This window comes from Flavobacterium sp. KACC 22763 (assembly GCF_028736155.1).
Lineage (GTDB): Bacteria > Bacteroidota > Bacteroidia > Flavobacteriales > Flavobacteriaceae > Flavobacterium.
Window position 1 is genome coordinate 839,680 of record NZ_CP117879.1, and the last position, 17,785, is coordinate 857,464.

Annotated in this window: 14 protein-coding genes; 10 read left to right on the forward strand and 4 right to left on the reverse strand. The window is 34.9% G+C overall.

Annotated elements, in window-relative coordinates; translation table 11 throughout:
- Positions 1 to 148: 148 nt before the first annotated feature.
- Positions 149 to 973 (forward strand): hypothetical protein, encoded by an 825-nt coding sequence (locus PQ463_RS03725; protein ID WP_274256361.1) that lies wholly within the window; start codon positions 149 to 151, stop codon positions 971 to 973.
- A 64-nt stretch (positions 974 to 1,037) separates the two neighbouring features.
- Here the strand turns inward: PQ463_RS03725 and PQ463_RS03730 are convergent, their stop codons facing one another.
- Positions 1,038 to 1,298: a SemiSWEET family sugar transporter gene (locus tag PQ463_RS03730; RefSeq protein ID WP_274256362.1), complete on the reverse strand. Its 261-nt coding sequence runs from the start codon at positions 1,296 to 1,298 to the stop codon at positions 1,038 to 1,040.
- A gap of 130 nt (positions 1,299 to 1,428) precedes the next feature.
- The gene (locus PQ463_RS03735) at positions 1,429 to 2,274 is read right to left on the reverse strand and encodes an SDR family oxidoreductase (protein ID WP_274256363.1); all 846 of its coding nucleotides are present in this window, start codon (positions 2,272 to 2,274) and stop codon (positions 1,429 to 1,431) included.
- Between the two features lie 387 nt (positions 2,275 to 2,661).
- Between PQ463_RS03735 and PQ463_RS03740 the strand changes: the two genes are divergently transcribed.
- Genes PQ463_RS03740 through PQ463_RS03760 form a run of 5 tightly spaced genes read left to right on the forward strand, consistent with a single transcriptional unit; the run spans position 2,662 to position 9,236 of the window.
- Positions 2,662 to 3,876, forward strand: coding sequence for a hybrid sensor histidine kinase/response regulator (locus PQ463_RS03740; RefSeq protein WP_111376917.1), 1,215 nt, complete (start codon positions 2,662 to 2,664; stop codon positions 3,874 to 3,876).
- Between the two features lie 17 nt (positions 3,877 to 3,893).
- Complete coding sequence (locus PQ463_RS03745) at positions 3,894 to 7,460, forward strand: response regulator (protein WP_274256364.1); 3,567 nt, start codon at positions 3,894 to 3,896, stop codon at positions 7,458 to 7,460.
- Between the two features lie 17 nt (positions 7,461 to 7,477).
- Positions 7,478 to 7,843, forward strand: coding sequence for a response regulator (locus PQ463_RS03750; RefSeq protein ID WP_274256365.1), 366 nt, complete (start codon positions 7,478 to 7,480; stop codon positions 7,841 to 7,843).
- Positions 7,844 to 7,851: 8 nt separating this feature from the next.
- Positions 7,852 to 8,664 (forward strand): CheR family methyltransferase, encoded by an 813-nt coding sequence (locus PQ463_RS03755; RefSeq protein ID WP_111376920.1) that lies wholly within the window; start codon positions 7,852 to 7,854, stop codon positions 8,662 to 8,664.
- Positions 8,643 to 9,236 carry a chemotaxis protein CheB gene (locus PQ463_RS03760; RefSeq protein WP_274256366.1) on the forward strand — a complete coding sequence of 198 codons (594 nt, stop codon included), beginning with the start codon at positions 8,643 to 8,645 and terminating at the stop codon, positions 9,234 to 9,236. Before PQ463_RS03755 ends, PQ463_RS03760 begins: the two co-directional genes overlap by 22 nt.
- A 69-nt stretch (positions 9,237 to 9,305) precedes the next feature.
- Here PQ463_RS03760 and PQ463_RS03765 read toward each other — a convergent pair whose 3' ends face one another.
- Positions 9,306 to 10,070 (reverse strand): porin family protein, encoded by a 765-nt coding sequence (locus PQ463_RS03765; RefSeq protein ID WP_274256367.1) that lies wholly within the window; start codon positions 10,068 to 10,070, stop codon positions 9,306 to 9,308.
- 12 nt (positions 10,071 to 10,082) lie between these two features.
- On the reverse strand, positions 10,083 to 11,204 hold the full coding sequence (locus PQ463_RS03770; protein ID WP_274256368.1) for a hypothetical protein: 1,122 nt from the start codon (positions 11,202 to 11,204) through the stop codon (positions 10,083 to 10,085).
- A 345-nt stretch (positions 11,205 to 11,549) separates the two neighbouring features.
- On the opposite strand from PQ463_RS03770, the gene PQ463_RS03775 reads away from it, so the two are divergent.
- The 4 genes from PQ463_RS03775 (at position 11,550) to PQ463_RS03790 (ending at position 17,722) form a co-directional block, all read left to right on the forward strand.
- Positions 11,550 to 11,822 (forward strand): hypothetical protein, encoded by a 273-nt coding sequence (locus tag PQ463_RS03775; RefSeq protein ID WP_185957080.1) that lies wholly within the window; start codon positions 11,550 to 11,552, stop codon positions 11,820 to 11,822.
- A 108-nt stretch (positions 11,823 to 11,930) separates the two neighbouring features.
- Positions 11,931 to 15,050 (forward strand): efflux RND transporter permease subunit, encoded by a 3,120-nt coding sequence (locus PQ463_RS03780; RefSeq protein ID WP_274256369.1) that lies wholly within the window; start codon positions 11,931 to 11,933, stop codon positions 15,048 to 15,050.
- 144 nt (positions 15,051 to 15,194) lie between these two features.
- On the forward strand, positions 15,195 to 16,436 hold the full coding sequence (locus PQ463_RS03785; protein ID WP_274256370.1) for a TolC family protein: 1,242 nt from the start codon (positions 15,195 to 15,197) through the stop codon (positions 16,434 to 16,436).
- 2 nt (positions 16,437 to 16,438) lie between these two features.
- Positions 16,439 to 17,722, forward strand: coding sequence for an efflux RND transporter periplasmic adaptor subunit (locus PQ463_RS03790; protein WP_274256371.1), 1,284 nt, complete (start codon positions 16,439 to 16,441; stop codon positions 17,720 to 17,722).
- Positions 17,723 to 17,785 lie beyond the last annotated feature (63 nt).

A 17,785-nucleotide genomic window follows, 5' to 3' on the forward strand; every position in this document is an offset into this window, starting at 1 on the left:
ATAATTATGAAATATCTCCCTAAAATTCTATAAAGGTTTGACTTACAATATAAACGAAATTTGGATTATAGAAATGAAGTAAAAACCAAGGTTAGTTTTTATACGTAAAATAATTACTGGCCACTTTATAACCAAACCGTATTATATTATGAAAAAACTTTACTTAAATACTGGAAGCTTTGATGCTGTTTTTAATAATCTAAAAGAGAATTTTGGCGGACACTTATTGAGCAACGCTAACGAATATAGATTAACAATTAAGTCAAAATGGGCAACAGGAAGTATTTCTGGAGTACGTTTTGAAAAAGAAATGTCATATCTCAATTTCGATTTGACTTTCAATCAGGATGTTAATTTAAGTATCGAATCTAATTCATTAGCGCCTGTTTTCTTTGCTTATTGCGGAAAAGGAAACGTATTGCACCGTTTTGGAGCAAATGGCACTCTTAAAGGCTTAAAAGAGCAGCAATCGGGTATTATGAGTAATTCTTCTGCAATTAATAGCGTTTTGTATTTTGAAAGCCATAAACAGATTCAGTTTTCATTGATCGCAATACCAACAAATCTGAATGCCATAGAAAATGCTGATTTTGCTTTTGAGGTTAAAAAAAGATTTACCAACGAATCTGGAAATTATTTATACATCGGAGCCGAGAATCCAAAAATAGGAGAGAAGTTTCAAGAAATTAAAGCATTACCAAAGCAGGGAAGAGTTCGTTATTTGCTAATGAAAAACATTTTACGTGAAATTTTAGAGTTGGAGATAGCGCAGCATAGTTACAATTATTTGACTCCGTTTGAACCCATTTTGAATTTTGCTGCTAAAAGGATGAATGAAGTTAAAAAACTCTCAGAAATCAATTTCGGACATATTGTAACGCCAATGCTGTCTTTTAAAAGAAATTTACAATCAAGAATTCTAAAAGAAAAATACTTAGAATTAGAACCTTACAACCAAAAATTAGCTAGCTAGTAAGCATTATTATATCCTTCACTTTTCAAAAAAAACAGCTTCGATCGAGCTGTTTTTTTTCTTTCTATTCTTTTTCAAAATATAGAATAAAATAAACCATAGTAAGATTTAAAATCAACGAAATACTGTTTGTGATAATAATAGGCAGATCATTTTTTAAAATGCCATAAACTACCCATACAGCAATTCCGAAAGTAAGTGTCCCAAACATTTTAAGCGAAATCTGTTTCACCTTTTTTGTTTTCCAAACCTTCAGAATTTGCGGAATCGTAGATATTGTCACACATGCTCCCGCAAAAAGTCCTATTGCATCAATAAAATTCATTTTTTTATTTTTTAAGGTTCTGAGCTTCTAAGATGCTAAGGGTTCTAAGGTATTCGTTGTTTATCTCATTAAGTAGATTGCAAAAAGAAAAAACTTAGAATCTTAGCATCTCAGCACCTTAGAAACTTTTTTAACCTACCAATTCGCCGCCATTAACATGAATAAATTGCCCAGTAATATAACTACTGTCTTCACACGCCAAAAATACATACGCAGGCGCAACTTCAGAGGGCTGTCCCGCTCTTTCCATTGGATTATCTTTTCCGAAATCAGATAATTTATCAAAACTGGCTACGATCAAAGGCGTCCAGATTGGTCCTGGAGCAACACCGTTTACACGAATTTTCTTTTTTGCCAACATCGTCGAAAGCGACCGAGTAAAACTTACAATAGCGCCTTTTGTACTGGCATAATCTGCTAAGTGTTCGCTTCCTCGGAAAGCCGTTACAGAAGTGGTGTTGATAATAGTATCGCCTTCTTTTAAGAAAGCAAGTGCAGCTTTCGTAATATAAAAGAAAGGATAAATATTGGTTTCAAAAGTTTTATGAAGCTGGGTAAGGGTTATTTTTTCGAACTCATTTTGTGGAAATTGAGTCGCAGCATTATTTACAATGATATTAAGGCTCTTAAAAGTGGTATGACATTTTTTAATTGCGTTCTTGCAAAATTTTTCATCTTTAAGATCACCGCTTATTAAAAGACATTGCTGGCCTTCTTTCTCGATCATAGCTTTTGTTTCGAGTGCATCTTTATCTTCTTTCAAATAAACAATTGCAATGTTAGCTCCTTCTCTCGCAAAATGTACCGCAACACTTCGGCCAATACCGCTGTCACCGCCTGTAATAAAAGCTGTTTTTCCTAGTAATTTACCGCTGCCAACATAATTTTCTCGTATAATCTCAGGCTCCGGATTCATCATGTGCTCATTGCCAGGAAGATTTTGTTTTTGCTCAGGAAATGTCTGTTTCTTTTTCATGATCTACTTTTTTAAGCTTTTAATGTCATTTAAAATTAGACGATACCAGCAATTTTGCTTATCCTAAAAGATATTTTGTTTGCCTCAAAAAAATCAAAAAGAAAGATATTGTATGAAAATACTTCGAATAGTTAAAAAGTCAAAATAATAAGAAATTTCTAATAAGTTAGCAATCATACGATAGATACAAAATGAAGGTAAAAGATGGGAATTTTGTAACTATTTTCTATTTAAATAAAAAACCTGCCCGTTAAATTTTTTATACATTTGAGAATTTCCGCATCATTTTTTAGCAGCTTATTTGCAATTTATTTAAAAAATAAGAAAATTTTTATATTTCATTTTAAAATTAAGTGTTTTGATTTACAACCGATTTAGCTTTTCGACATGGTATTAATTGTAGACGATATAAGGGCAAATATTATCGCTCTGCAAAAGACATTAGAGCTGCATAATATCGATGTTGATAGTGCCGAGTCTGGAGAAGAAGCTCTCAAAAAAATCCTAAAAACAGATTATTGCCTGATTATTATGGATGTTCAGATGCCTGGACTTGACGGCTTTGAAGTGGTTAAAATCCTTTCAGGAAATCAACGCACAAAAGATATTCCAGTTATTTTTCTTTCAGCTATCAATACAGAAAAAAAATACATTTTTAAAGGATATGAAACTGGAGCTGTTGAATACATTACAAAACCCGTAGATAGCGATTTGCTGATTCTAAAAGTAAAAACCTTTATTAAAATTTACGAACAGCAAAACGAACTTAAAGCGATAAAAGATCTGCTTTCTAAAGAAATTAAAATTCGAAAAGAAGCACAGGACAATCTAGAAATCAAAATTGCAGAAAGAACAAAAGAACTGGTTCAGAAAAATGAAGAATTGGAACTTCGAAATCATGAATTGCAGCAGTTTTCTTGGGTTGTTTCCCACGATTTGAATGAGCCAATTAGAAAAATTCAAATCTTTATCAAAATTATAAAAGACCTTTACTTAAAAGCAGATGACAAGGCTTTAGATTATGTTGACCGAACCATAAAATCGGCAGAAAGAATGCAGACTTTGATCACCGATCTTTTGGCTTATTCTAGACTTTCGGCACAGGTTAAACCTGAAAAAACAGATTTAAATGTGGTTTTGCAGGAAGTGCTAGGAGATTTTGATTATCTAATAGAACGTAAAAATGCAATTATAAAAACCAACGAACTTCCAACAGTTGATAGCATTCCCAGTCAGATGCGACAGGTTTTTCAAAATCTGATAGGGAATGCTTTAAAATTTTCTGGAAATGAAGAAAAACCGGTAATCGAAATTACTTCAGAAACCATTTTAGAAAAATCAATTGATAGTCCGACTTCTCCCGAAGGGAAATTTTGCAGAATTACAGTAAAAGACAACGGAATTGGTTTTGATGAAATTTATCTCGATCGAATTTTTATTATTTTCCAAAGCTTAAATGACCGCCAAACCTACGAAGGAACCGGAATTGGTTTGGCAATTGCTAAAAAAATAATAGAAAAACACAACGGATTGATCACGGCAAAAAGCAAATTTGGAGAAGGCGCAAGTTTTATCATTGTACTTCCCTTAAAATACGAATAAAAATAATTTAGAAATATATGAATGGTAATTTTAAAAGAAACTTATTAATCAGTTCGCTAGTTTCCCTTCTTGTACTTACGGTTAGTTCTGTTGCTTCTTTCATTAGCATCAAAAGCTTGTTAGAGAGTAACTTTTGGGTCAATCATACTCAGGATGTAATCTACAACTTAAATGAAGGTTCTGCAATTATTACAGAAGCGCAGACAAGCATGAGAGGCTATCTGCTTACAGGAGACGAACAGTTTGTGGACCGATTTAATGAAGCTGAAGCCAAGTCAAACAGTTATTTCGAAAAATTGGATGAGCTTACAGTTGACAATCCCGCGCAGAGAAAATTACTAGAAGAATTACGCAATAAACGTTCAGGTTTCTTTAAATATTTAAACAATCAGATTGTAAAAAAGCGTTTAAGCAAAGAAACGCTGATTTTTGATTTGAATGAAGGCAGAAACATGATGAATGAGATGAGAGCAATCATCAGGAAAGTAGAAAATACAGAACAGAAACTTTTAGACGAACGCAATTCAAATTCAGAACGCTACGGAAACTACAGTTTGATTTTAATTGTTATTGCCTTTTTTATTGCTTTTCTTATTTCGATTGTTTTTATGATCAGAATCCTAAAAGATTATAACGAAAGATCGTTGTTGCAGCGCGAGCTGGAGAAAAAAGATAAAGAAACTGCTGAAAGGCTGAAAGTAATAAGCGGTATTGCCACACAAATTTCTAAAGGAAATTATGATGTTCAGATAGATGATAGAAAAGCCGACACTTTAGGAGCTTTAGGAACATCAATTCATAATATGAAAGATTCATTAAAGGATTCTTTCGAATTACTATCTCAAAAAGAATGGCTTCAGTCGGGTGTTGCAACTTTGAATGATAAAATGCTTGGCGAAAAAACAATTCAGAAATTATCTAAAGATGTAATCGAATTTTTATGCCAATATACCAACAGCAGTGCCGGAGTTTTGTATGTTGTAGATGGAGAAGAATTGACTGTTACGGGAGGTTACAGCTATATACCGAGTAAAAACAGAGAACGAATTAAGAAAGGCGAGGGGTTGATTGGACAATCTATTGTTTCTGGAAAAATGTTGGAGCTAAAAACACTTTCTCCTGAAGATATTCAGATCAATTATGCATTAGGAGAAATAAAACCAACTCATATCGTGGCATTACCTTTAATGGATTTCAAGATTGAGGGAGCGGTAGAGCTGGCTAGCATATACGGATTTTCGATGTTGCAGCTTGAGTTTTTGAATATTGTAGCCAATAATATCGGAATTGCTTTAAAAGCAACTCAGAACCGTAAAAGGGTAATGGAACTTCTGGAAGAAACGAAATCGCAAGCAGAAGAACTTCAGATTCAACATAGCGAATTGGAAGCGATAAATGCAGAATTAGAGGCACAGACCGAAAAATTGCAGGCTTCTGAAGAAGAACTTCGCGTACAGCAAGAAGAATTGGAACAAACCAATGAAGAATTGTCTGAAAGAAGTGTTTTATTGGAAGAAAAAAATACTGAAATCCAGAAAAAATCAGAAGCTTTAGAATTGACAACCCGTTACAAATCTGAGTTTTTGGCCAATATGTCACACGAATTGAGAACGCCATTGAACTCGATTTTACTGTTGAGCCGTCTGCTGTCTGAAAATAACAATCAGACAATGAACAATGAAGAAATTGAATTTGCAAAAGTGATTCAGAGTTCAGGAAATAGTTTGCTAGGACTAATTGATGAAATTCTGGATCTTTCTAAGATTGAAGCTGGTAAAATGGAACTGGAATTCTTGGATGTTTCAACTAAAGAAATCACAGATAACCTTCATAATTTGTTTTATATGGTGGCAAAAGAGAAGGGAATTGATTTTGAGATTATTGCCAAAGAAGCGCCAATTGTTATTAAAACAGATAAAATGCGTTTGGAGCAGATTCTAAAAAACCTGATTTCAAATGCCATTAAATTTACTGAAAAAGGAACCGTTTCTCTTGAAATTAAAGTAGATACAGACGATGATAAAATAATCTGCTTTATTGTAAAAGATACAGGAATCGGAATTCCGGTAGAGAAACAGCCTTTAATTTTTGAAGCCTTCCAGCAGGCAGACGGTTCTACCAAACGCAAATATGGCGGAACAGGTTTAGGATTGTCAATCAGTCGTGAATTGGCTAAATTATTGCGAGGAGAAATCATTCTGCACAGTAAAGTAAACGAAGGAAGTACATTTACTTTATGCCTGCCAGTTTTAGGATTTGCAATCAATAAAGTGTCAATCAATAAAATTCCAGAAGCTGAAGAAATTGAAGTTCAATCTGAAAATGAGGAAGAGAAACCAAGATATATCAGCGATATTATTCCAGAAGAAATTGAAGACGACAGACATTCAATTACAGAAGGCGATAAAGTGATCCTGATTGTAGAAGATGACATTAGCTTTGCTAAATCATTATTGGCTTTTACACAGAAAAAAGGCTACAAAGGCGTCGTTGCTGTAAGAGGAGATTATGCTTTGAATTTTGCTTTAATCTACAAACCAATCGGAATTTTATTGGATATCGAACTTCCAATTAAGAGCGGCTGGGAGGTTCTAGAAGAATTAAAAAATCATTCCCAAACCAAACATATTTCGGTACACATAATGTCTTCGCATAAATTGAAACAGGAAAGTCTGTTAAAAGGGGCTGTAGATTTCTTAGATAAACCAGTTGCTTTTGACAAGATTCCAGAGGTTTTTATGCGTATTGAGCACATCATAAACAAAGAATCTCAAAAAGTTTTAATTATTGAAGATAACCCGAAACATGCTAAAGCATTGGCTTATTTCTTAGAAACGTATAATATCAATTCTGAAATTAAAAGTGAAGTCTCAGCAGGTTTATCGGCTTTAACCAAAAAAGACATTGATTGTGTAATTCTAGATATGGGAATTCCAGACAAACAGGCCTATGAAATTCTGGATGGAGTAAAGAAAAGTCCAGGATTAGAAAATCTGCCAGTAATTGTCTTTACAGGAAAAAGCTTGTCTATAAAAGAAGAATTGAAGATTAGAAAATATGCCGATTCCATTATTGTAAAAACAGCACATTCTTACCAGAGAATGCTCGATGAGGTTTCGCTTTTCCTTCATTTGGTAGAAGAAAAAAAGAATGGAGACCATAAAAAAGAAAGTCACAAGAAACTAAATTCGCTGAATAATATTCTATTTGAGAAAAAAGTATTAATCGTAGATGATGATGTACGAAATATATATTCGCTATCAAAAGCTTTAGAAGCATTTAAAATGAATGTCATTACGGCTTTTGATGGAAAAGAGGCGATTAAAATTTTGGATGAAAACCCAGATACAGATGTGGTATTGCTAGACATGATGATGCCAAACATGGACGGCTACGAAACAGCCGAAAAGATAAGAAGTAATCCTAAATTCCTTAACTTAGCTGTAATCGCGGTAACAGCCAAAGCTATGACTGGCGACAGGGAGAAATGTATTAAGGCAGGAGCCTCAGATTATATTACAAAACCTGTAGATGTAGACCAGCTATTATCGTTGCTGAGAGTTTGGCTGTACGATAAAATCTAATCTTTAAAATGCTGTAAATGGGAAAAAAACGAGTGTTGATTGTAGATGATGATTCTAGAAATATTTTTGCTATGGTAAATACCTTAAAAGCAAAATCGTATGACTGTATATCTTGTCTAAGTGCCGAAGAAGCCTTAAAAATATTGCGTCAAGACGCATCTATTGATGTAGTTTTACTAGATATGATGATGCCAGAAATGGATGGCTACGAAGCAATTCCGCTTATAAAGGCAATTCCGTCTCAGGAATCTACATTAATCATTGCTGTAACGGCACAGGCGATGTCAGGAGATAAAGAAAAATGTTTGCAAGCTGGAGCAGATGCTTACATCTCAAAACCTGTAGATGTTGACAAATTACTTCAGATTTTGGGAGGAAATTAAAGTGAATTATGATTGAAGATATTGAACTAGAAACCCTTATAAATGATGTTTACGAATATTATGGTTTTGATTTTGGAAGTTATTCAAGAGCCTCACTAAAAAGACGAGTAAGCAGAGTATTTGCTTTGGAAGGATTTAAGCATTTTCATGATTTTTTGTCTAAAGTCCGCACAGATCCCGAGTATTATAAAAGAATGATTGACGAAATTACGGTTAATGTAACCGAGATGTTTCGAGATCCGTCATTTTATCTTACACTTCGAAAAGAAGTTCTTCCGTTGTTAGGGACAAAACCTTTTATTCGTATTTGGCACGCAGGATGCTCTACAGGAGAAGAAGTTTATTCAATGGCCATTATGCTCAAAGAAGAAGGTTTATTGCACAAATCAATATTGTATGCAACAGACATTAACGCTTCGGTACTAGAAACGGCCAAAAGCGGTATTTTTCCGTTGCGAATGATAAAAGACTATGCTGATAATTATCGCGATGCTGGCGGACAGCAGGATTTTTCAGATTATTACATTGCCAATTACGGCTTTGCAAAGTTCAACGAAAATCTTTCTGAAAAAATGGTCTTCTCACAGCATAATTTAGTTTCAGACACTTCATTTAATGAGTTTGATCTCATATTGTGTCGCAATGTTTTAATTTATTTTGATAATAATCTACAGAAAAGAGTCGTAAACTTATTTGACGACAGTTTGGCTGTGCTAGGCTTCTTAGCACTCGGAACAAAAGAAACGATAAAATATTCTATATCTCAAACCAAATACAAACAATTTGCTAAAGAGAAAATATGGAGGAAAATAAAAGAATAACAAATTGTAAAGTAGTTATAATTGGCGGTTCGGCAGGAAGTTTACAGGCATTATTGCAGATTTTGCCTTTTATAGAAAATCCGATTTCTTTTGCCATTGTCATCGTTGTTCATAGAAAAAACTCAGACGAACAAACTCTAGAAGACTTAATTGCTTTAAAATCAAAAATAAAAGTAAAAGAAGTAGAAGATAAAGTAAAACTCCAATCGGGATTTATTTATATCGCTCCGTCCAATTATCATTTATTATTTGAGAAAAACGAAACGCTTTCATTAGATACTTCAGAAAAAATAAACTACAGTAGACCAAGCATAGATGTCTCTTTTGAGTCTGCTGCGGAAATATATAGAGAACATTTGATCGGAATATTGCTTTCGGGTTCCAATTCGGATGGAACAGTTGGATTGAGAGCCATACAGGCAGCGGGCGGAATAAGCGTAGTTCAGAATCCGCTTTCTGCAGATATGCCTTTTATGCCCAACAATGCAATTCTGCATACAGTTCCAGATTTTGTTTTAAATATCGAAGAAATTCTTGAGTTTATAAAAGGAATTAATATTGCTGATTTTTGATTAATGATTTTTGATTTCAGATGGAAGAAATCAAAAATCGTTAATCCTTAATCTAAAATCTTCAATCTCTTATTTTTTCTCGTCTTCTGGAAGCACGACTTTATTCAATTCAGCTTCTTTTTCAGCTCTTCTTTGGGCTGCTTTACCTTTTCCAATTGGAAGTCCTGCAGTAACATACAAAGATCTGTTGAATTGATTGTTTGGACCATCTCCTTTCATTACAGTAACGAGCCCCAAGTAATATTGAACGGTAATATTTAAACCATGACCAACATTCATGTGATAACCCGTACCAAAGGCAAGCCCAGCATCTATAACATGAATTTGATCTCTAATGTTTTTCTTGTAGACTACATCATCGTTATTGATTTCGTTTTTAAACTCATCAAATGCTTTGGCTAACAAACCAAATTGCGGACCTGCTTTAAGGTAGATATTATTTTTAAATTGATATTTAATTAATATTGGAACATTAAAATAACGAATTTCACGGTTTACATGTCCGCCAGCAAAAGTATTATCCAGATTTTCATCGTTTAAAGAATATACTGGAATATCCTTGGCTCCCATAGGCGATTTTACAATTACACCAGTATTGATCATCCAAGCTGGATTTTTCTTAGACCTGAAATCAAAGTAAAAACCAAGATTAAAACCAGGATTTAGGGCAGAAGATCCCATATTTGAAATGGTAGAAAAATTAGCACCACCTTCAAGACCAAACTCTAAAAACTCCGAATTGAGTTTGTCTCCAAATATCAAGGAAATTAAGACTTGAGACTGGGCAGAACTAATACAAAAAAAAGTAAAAACGATTAATAAAATCTTTTTCATATAAATGGATAATTACAGTCCAAAACGGTATTGTAAACTTCCTAATACTTGAGTACGACTTCCTAAGAAACCGCATTCTGCACGAAACATAACATGTTTACTGAATTGATACTGGGATCCTATAATAAAGTTCCACATATCTTTAGGTCTTTTTTGAAGCGAGTATTGCACAGAAGAGCTTTCGGCTGTACTCAATGCCCCATCAAGAGTGGCAAGAATTGTCCCCGCTCTATCTAAAGCTCTGTCTGCCGTGTTGTGTTTGGCAATATTGACTGGATTTTTTTGCTCAGCTGGAGTCAAGCCATCCCACCAAGTATCTACTTTTGCTTGATTGTCAGACACCTTTTGAAGACCGCTATCCACTTTCGCCTGTGCATTGGTTAAATCAATAAAATCAGATAATGGTAGATCTCCATTAGTATCACCAGAGATATGAACTCTAAAACCTCCAACCCAAACCGCTATATTGGTGTCTGGTTTGTTGAATTTGAAAGTTTTCCCGAATCTCGGACCAAAAATATACGAAAAAGCAGGTTTATCAAGCGAGCTGATATCAGTCCAAGCCATGTTCATATCAAGTGCAAACCAGCCTCCACCAATACCGATTGTAGGAGTCATACCAAGACCAAAAGTAGTGGCATTAAAATTGGCTTTAGTGCTAAAAGTGGCTATTTCAGACCAGTTGTTATTGGCATCAGGAACCCAGATACCTGCGTTAATTTTTGTTGAAGTATTGGCTTTTCCAAAAATTCCATAAATATTTAAAAACGGAAGAAGCCAGATATCAGGACGAATTGTTAGAGCACTTGCTTCTACTGTCGATTTATTAAATCGTACAATTTCGTCTAGATTATATTGCGGGCCATGATTAAAACCAATTTGCAGATTATTGATTACAATTTCTGATTCCTGCCAAAACCAGTTTACAGATACTCCGGCAGAGTAGGGAAGTTTATATCCTTTTTGAGCTACTTTTTCTCCCCAGATTGGTAGAGCGTACGGGTATTTTTCGACTTTAAGACTATCTTTTAAATCTTCATTTTTTTTACCTACAATTTTATCGGTATAAACCTGTCCAAAAATTTGCATGCTAAATAATAATAAAAAGGCTGATATCAGTGTGTTACATTTCATTGATTAGAGTGTTTTAATGTTAATTAATTAAACTGCGAAAAATAAATATGTACTAATGCTATTGTGGGAATCTTTTTATTGGTATGCTAAAAGGTTTTACTATGAATTAAATATTAAGGCTTAAGAATGTGTTAATTAGTGTTAAAGTTAACGAAATTTTCTTACCTCCGACAAAAATTAAATGAGAAAATGATAAAAGCTTTAAAAATAATTTTAGGATATTTTTAAGTATTTTTCTTTTAGGAATTATTGCCATCAATTACCAATTAAAAAAATAATTGTATTTTTACAGCTGTGAAATGGATAACAGTCATATTATCAATTTACCTGCTGGCATTGTCTAATATGCCATGCGCAGATATGGAAGTAAACAGTGCAATGCATAAAACGGCTCAGTTTGCTTCAGAAGACAATCATTCTCACGATAAAACAAATGATTTATGTTCTCCGTTTTGTGCCTGCAATTGCTGTGGCGCACAGGTTTTAAGTTACCATTCTGCTGTAAGTTTTGAGTTTCCTAAAACTTACAATCAAATTTCAATTGCTTTACCAAGTTACAATTCTGTTTTTATTTCCAATTTCTACGGAAGTATTTGGCAACCCCCTCAGATAGCATAATGATTGTGCCTGTTCGATAAAGATCGAAAACGGGCGAGAGAGTTGTGGACTTTCCACACATTTACAGACAATTTAATTGTCTAATTTCTCACGTCATTATATATTCAAATGTTAGATAAAATTATCAAGTTTAGTATACGAAACAAATTCGTCATATTATTATTTACCCTTGCGCTCATTGCTTGGGGAAGCTATTCGCTTAAAAAATTACCGCTCGATGCCCTGCCAGATGTAACCAACAATCAGGTTCAGATTATTACAACTGCACCAACACTGGCAAGTCAGGAAATAGAACAATTAATTACGTATCCCTTAGAAAGGGCCGTAAAAACAGTTCCAAATGTTATAGAACTCCGCAGTATTTCTCGTTTCGGATTATCGGTTGTAACCGTTGTTTTCGAAGATGATGTAGATATTTATTGGGCGCGTGAGCAGATTTTTCAGCGCTTAAAACAAGCGGAAGAAAATATACCAGATTATGTAGATTCTCCAGAGCTAGCACCAATTTCTACAGGTCTGGGAGAAATTTATCAGTACGATGTTTACGCCAAAAAAGGCTATGAAAACAAATACAGTGCAATTGAACTGAGAACAATTCAGGATTGGATTATTATTCCGCAATTGCAAGGAATTAAAGGAGTTGCCGAAGTAAGTTCTTGGGGAGGAAAACTCAAGCAGTTTGAAATTGCCGTAAACCCAAATATGCTCAATAGTTTGGGCGTTACAATTACCGAAATTTTTGAGGCTTTAGAAAAAAACAATCAGAATACGGGTGGAGCATACATCGAAAAAGACCAATACACGTATTTTATCCGCGGTGTCGGAATGGCAAAAGGCATTAAAGACCTTGAAAATGTAGTAGTAAAAAACCGTAACGGATCGCCTGTTTTGGTTCGCAATGTAGCGCAGGTACGTGAAGGCATTGCGTTACGTTACGGAGCATCAACCAAAGACGGAAAAGGTGAAATTGTTTCGGGACTAGTTTTGATGTTAAAAGGAGAAAACTCCAGCGCAGTCGTTAATCGTGTGCATGAAAAAATGGCCCAGATTAACAAAAGCCTTCCAGAAGGAGTTGTTGCAGAAGCTTTTATTGATAGAGGAAAACTCGTTGACAATTCCATTAAAACAATTACAAAGAATTTATTAGAGGGAGCGTTAATCGTAATTTTTGTCTTGATATTATTCTTAGGAAATCTTCGCGCAGGATTAATTGTCGCTTCTGTGATTCCGTTGGCAATGCTGTTTGCCGTTATTTTAATGAATGCCTTTGGCGTAAGTGGGAACTTAATGAGTTTAGGTGCCATAGATTTCGGAATTATAGTCGATGGTGCCGTAATCATTGTCGAAGCCACAATGCATCATCTGCAGAAATTCAAAAACAAAAAAGAATTGACGCAGGAAGAAATGGACGATGAGGTTTATAATTCGGCTTCAAAAATCAGGAATAGTGCAGCTTTTGGCGAGATTATCATTTTGATCGTATATCTGCCAATTCTAGCTTTAATTGGAACAGAAGGAAAAATGTTCAAACCAATGGCTATGACAGTTGGTTTTGCCATTATAGGAGCATTTATTCTTTCGCTGACTTATATTCCGATGATGAGTGCTTTGTTTCTTTCGAAAAAAACAGAACACAAAGAAAACTTCAGTGACCGAATGATTGCTTGGCTAGAAAACCGTTACACACCTTTATTGAATAAAGCTTTAGAGTTTAAAAAAGTGGTGCTTTCAGTTGCTGTGGGATTATTTGCCTTTGCTTTTATTGTTTTCCAAAATATGGGTGGTGAATTTATCCCAACAATCGAAGAAGGCGATTTAGCAATCAATGCCACCATTATGACGGGAAGTTCGCTTACTCAAATGGTGGAAACGACTACAAAGTACGAACAGATTCTAAAAGCAAAATTCCCTGAAATCAAAACCATTGTAACCAAAATAGGTAGCGGTGAAATTCCGACCGATCCTATGCCGATTGAAAGTGGGGATTTAATTATTGTTTTAAAAGACAAAAAAGAATGGAGAAGCAAATATCGTAATTGGGAAGAACTGGCTAATGCGATGAAAGAAGAAATGGAAATTATTCCAGGAGCGAATATCGAAATTTCGCAGCCAATCCAAATGCGTTTTAACGAATTAATGACGGGAAGCCGATCTGATATTGCGATCAAAATTTTTGGTGACGATTTGGAAATTTTGGATGCTAAAGCGGCAGAATTGATTTCGAAAATAAAAGGAATTGAAGGAATCGGAGATCTAAAAGCTGATAAAGTAACAGGTTTACCACAAATTACTATCAAATACGATTACGATAAAATCGCTCTTTACGGATTGAATATTTCAGATATCAACCAGATTATTCGCTCGTCTTTTGCTGGTGAAGTCGCTGGAAAGATTTACGATGAAAGCAAACGATTTGATGTTGTGGTGAGAATGGATGAAAACAATCGTGGCGATATCACAGATGTGAGCAATTTGTTTATTCCGCTTCCGAACGGACAGCAAGTACCTCTTTCTCAGGTGGCTTCTGTTGAATACGAACAAGGTCCTGTGCAGGTCATCCGCGAAGACGGAAAACGAAGAATCACAGTTGGATTAAATGTTCGTGGAAGAGATATTAAAAGCGTTGTAGAAGAAATCCAGGTAAAATTGGATAAAAATTTTAAACTTCCTTCAGGCTATTATGTCACTTATGGCGGACAGTTTGAAAATCTGATTGAAGCTTCAAAAAGACTTTCTGTAGCCTTACCAATTGCTTTAGGACTGATTTTGGTCTTGCTATATTTTACTTTCAAAAGTGCCAAACAAGCACTGCTGATTTTTAGTGCGATTCCGTTATCAGCTATCGGAGGTGTTTTTGCGCTTTCGCTAAGAGGAATGCCGTTTAGTATTTCTGCCGGAATTGGTTTTATTGCCTTATTCGGAATAGCGGTTTTAAACGGAATTGTACTGATTTCGTATTTCAATCAATTAAAAACAGAAGGTATTTCAGATCCGTTTCAGAGAATCCTGATCGGAACCAAAACACGTTTACGTCCTGTTTTAATGACCGCAGCCGTAGCTTCATTAGGATTTCTGCCAATGGCATTGTCGACAAGCGGCGGGGCAGAAGTACAGAAACCTTTGGCAACCGTAGTAATCGGCGGATTAATCTCAGCCACACTATTAACCTTAATAGTTTTACCGATTTTGTATTTATTGTTGGAGAGATTTAACCGCAGAGATAATTAGTAAATGAGAAAATTTGATAATTAGATAATTATTACTGTGTATCTAAAATAATTTCTCTCGCAGATTTCGCAGATCTGGCAGATTAATTTAAAAAGAAAAAATCTGCTTAATCTGCAAGATCTGCGGGAGACAAAAATGATAAAAATGAAAAATTCAATATATAAAAATCAATCAAAAAAGTTTTGCTCCCGATGGCTATCGGGATTGCGGTTAATTGCGTTTCTATTGGTTACCATATCTTCACAAGCACAGCAAACTATAAGTCTAGAAAAAGCAATAGAACTAGCAAAATCAAACAACATCGATTTAAAAATTGCCGATAAAGAAATCGAAAAGCAAACCGTTCTCAAAAAAGCAGCTTTTCAGCCAGATCCGTTACAAGTACAGTATCAGGGCGGTCAGTTCAATAGTGCCGATTACGATCATAATGTTTCGGTACAGCAGTTTTTTCCGTTAGGAAATATTACAAAAGCGAATCGACAATTGCAGGAAGAATTGGCAAAATTGGCCGAAAAACAAAAAGCGCTGTCTTCGTATGAAATTGAAAAAGCGGTTACGCTGGCCTATTATCAATATCTATATGGTGTTTCTATTCAGAAACTCAATTCAGAATTGAATGATATTTATACGAAGTTCTTGAAGAACGCTGAACTTCGTTTTAAAACGGGAGAAAGCGGAAACATAGAAGTAATTAGCGCTAAAGCTAAAGTAAAAGAAATTGAAACTCAGAAAGCGCAATTAGAGTATGATTTGGCAATCTATCAGAAACAATTGCAGTTTTTTATTCAGACAAATGAAAATATTGTTCCTGACCAAAATACGGCTTTACAATATACTTTTATGGAGAATCAAGAAAACACAAAAGCTGAAGCTCTGATGACTGATTTCTATCAACAGCAGATTTCGGTTTATCAGAAAGAAGCTGGAACATTTAAAGCTTTACGTACGCCAAAAGTTGGTTTGGGATATTTTGCGCAAACTATTAATACTGAATCGCTTTTTCAGGGCTTTACAGCTGGATTGCAGATTCCGTTATTTGGAGGCGTTAATACAACAAAAGCAAAGGCGGCTGAAATTAGCATTTCGCAGTCACAATTGGCTTTAGATAAAAACAAAATGATGCTGAATCTGCAACGTGAAGAATTGAAAAATAACTTCGAAAAACAGCAAAAAAACTTAGCCTATTTCCAGAATGTAGGCCAGCAATATGCAAACCAGATTATAGAAACAGCGCAAAAAAGTTATGCCAATGGAGATATGAGTTATTGGTCGTACATCAGTTTTCTGAATCAGGCGATTGATATTAAAAAACAGTTTGCCGAGGCAACGCACAGTTATAACCAAAGTGCCATAGAACTTCAATTTCTAACCATCAAAAACAATTAAAAATGAAAAATATATCTAGTAGTTATTTAACCGCAATCCCGATAGCTATCGGGAGCAAAGGATTTACGCAAAGAGCGCAAAGTTTAATTTCCTTGCGTGCCTTGCGCTTTGTCTTTGCGTTCTTTGCGGTTATTTCTATAACAAGTTGCAATGAAAAGAAAACTGAAGAACCACAGGAAGAAGAAAAGTCAACTACAGAAGTAGCTTTAACGGAATCTCAATACAAAACTGTCGGAATTGAAACAGGTTCTGTAGAAGATAGAAACCTTAACAAAGTCATCAAGGCCAATGGCTACACGACAGTTCCTCCGCAAAATTCAGCTGAAGTTTCGACTTTAATTGGCGGAACAGTAAAGGATATTTTTGTTTTGGAAGGAACGTATGTAAATAAAGGGAAAGTTCTAGCAACGATTCAGAATTTGGAAGTTATAGGAATGCAGGAAGATTATCAGTCGGCTGTTGCCAATGTTGAGTATTTGCAGTTAGAATACAATCGTCAGAAAACATTAAGCGACGAAAATGTAAATCCGAGAAAGACTTTTCAGGAAGTAAAAGCCAAATTGGCTGCCGAAAGAGCTCGTGCACAAGCTGCAAAAAATAAACTCGATGCTTTGCATGTCAATACAAAAGGAACAACCTCTGTAGTACCAATTGTTTCGCCAATAAATGGTTTTGTTGGAAAAATCAATATTGCGAAAGGAGCTTTTGCCAACACTGGGATTTCGCTTTTTGAAGTGGTAGATAATAGTCAGATGCATTTGGATTTGAATGTATATGAAAAAGATTTAGGTTCAATTTCGATTGGTCAGGTAATTGACTTTGTTTTAACTAATCAGTCGAATAAATCGATCAAAGGAAAGATATTTGGAATTAATAAATCTTTTTCTAACGAAAGTAAAACCGTTGCTGTACATGCCAAAATTGATCCTGCTGATGCCAAAGGACTAATCCCGGGAATGTATGTTTCGGCGAATATTAATATTACGAATGCAACAGTTCCAGCGCTTCCAAAAGATGCAGTAGTCAAAAATGCAGACAAGTATTTCGTTTTTATTGAAGAAGCAGAACATGCAGAAGAAAAACACGAGCATGCAGCAGGAGAAAAGGAAGAGACTCACGAGAAAGAAGTACACTTTAAAGCCATAGAAGTTATGCCAGGAACAACCGATTTAGGTTTTACTGAAGTGAAGTTCGTAAATGATATTCCAGCTAACGCAAAAATTGTAACGAAAGGGGCATTTTATCTGCTTTCAGCAATGAAGGGCGGAGGAGAGCATACGCATTAAATTTTTTAAAGATGCTAAGATACTAAGATTCTAAGCTACTAAGGTTCTAAGGTTCTAAGTTTT